Source organism: Acidovorax sp. IB03 (assembly GCF_016406015.1).
GTDB lineage: Bacteria > Pseudomonadota > Gammaproteobacteria > Burkholderiales > Burkholderiaceae_C > Acidovorax > Acidovorax temperans.
Window position 1 is genome coordinate 1 of record NZ_JAEFCH010000102.1, and the last position, 593, is coordinate 593.

A 593-nucleotide genomic window follows, 5' to 3' on the forward strand; every position below is an offset into this window, starting at 1 on the left:
CAGTTCGTTGTGCGGTACTTAACCCGACCCCAGCTCGTCTCTCTCATCTCCCGAGCCTACATCAGCTGCGACCGGCATTTGTGCAACAACGCCCTTCAAATTGATAACGGCTCCCGAAGGAGCCGTGACTGCGGCAGAATAGTCTTAACCGCGACTACTCCCTAGGCGGAGAATATTCTCGAGGCGCATAACCTCATCACCGTGCATCATGATTTTCTGGCCATCTTTGGTTTCCATCACGGTATCCTTCTTCATGCGGACCGAGCGGCCAAATTTATCTTCCATGGCCATCTTTCCGTCTTTGAAGATATAAACCGTCGAGCCATCTTTCAGTTCGATGGATTTCTCAACTTGAGATGCATCAACGGCGTAGGCGGAAAAACCCAGTGAGCTCAGGGCCACGATTGCAAGCATTTTCTTCAACATTTTTAATCTCCTCAAGAAGTTGTACTGCACTGTGAATATTAGGTTGTTGATCCTAACAATTTGCCAACCGATGAGTGACAATTCAGTCACTCATCGGTCAGACTGATCAATTGTATCCGATTGGCTCTCCCCGGTGTTCTTGCTCACGACATCCCCATACGTCACTG

Annotated in this window: 1 protein-coding gene; it reads right to left on the minus strand. The window is 48.9% G+C overall.

Annotated elements, in window-relative coordinates:
- Positions 1–144: 144 nt before the first annotated feature.
- Positions 145–426, minus strand: coding sequence for a periplasmic Cu(I)/Cu(II)-binding protein CopK (gene copK / locus IHV84_RS20240; RefSeq protein WP_198848173.1), 282 nt, complete (start codon positions 424–426; stop codon positions 145–147).
- Between the last annotated feature and the right edge of the window lie 167 nt (positions 427–593).

What these genes read in the sequence shown, in the direction of transcription:
- copK (WP_198848173.1), bottom strand. Translation starts at nt 426, where the DNA reads ATGTTGAAGAAAATGCTTGCAATCGTGGCCCTGAGCTCACTGGGTTTT.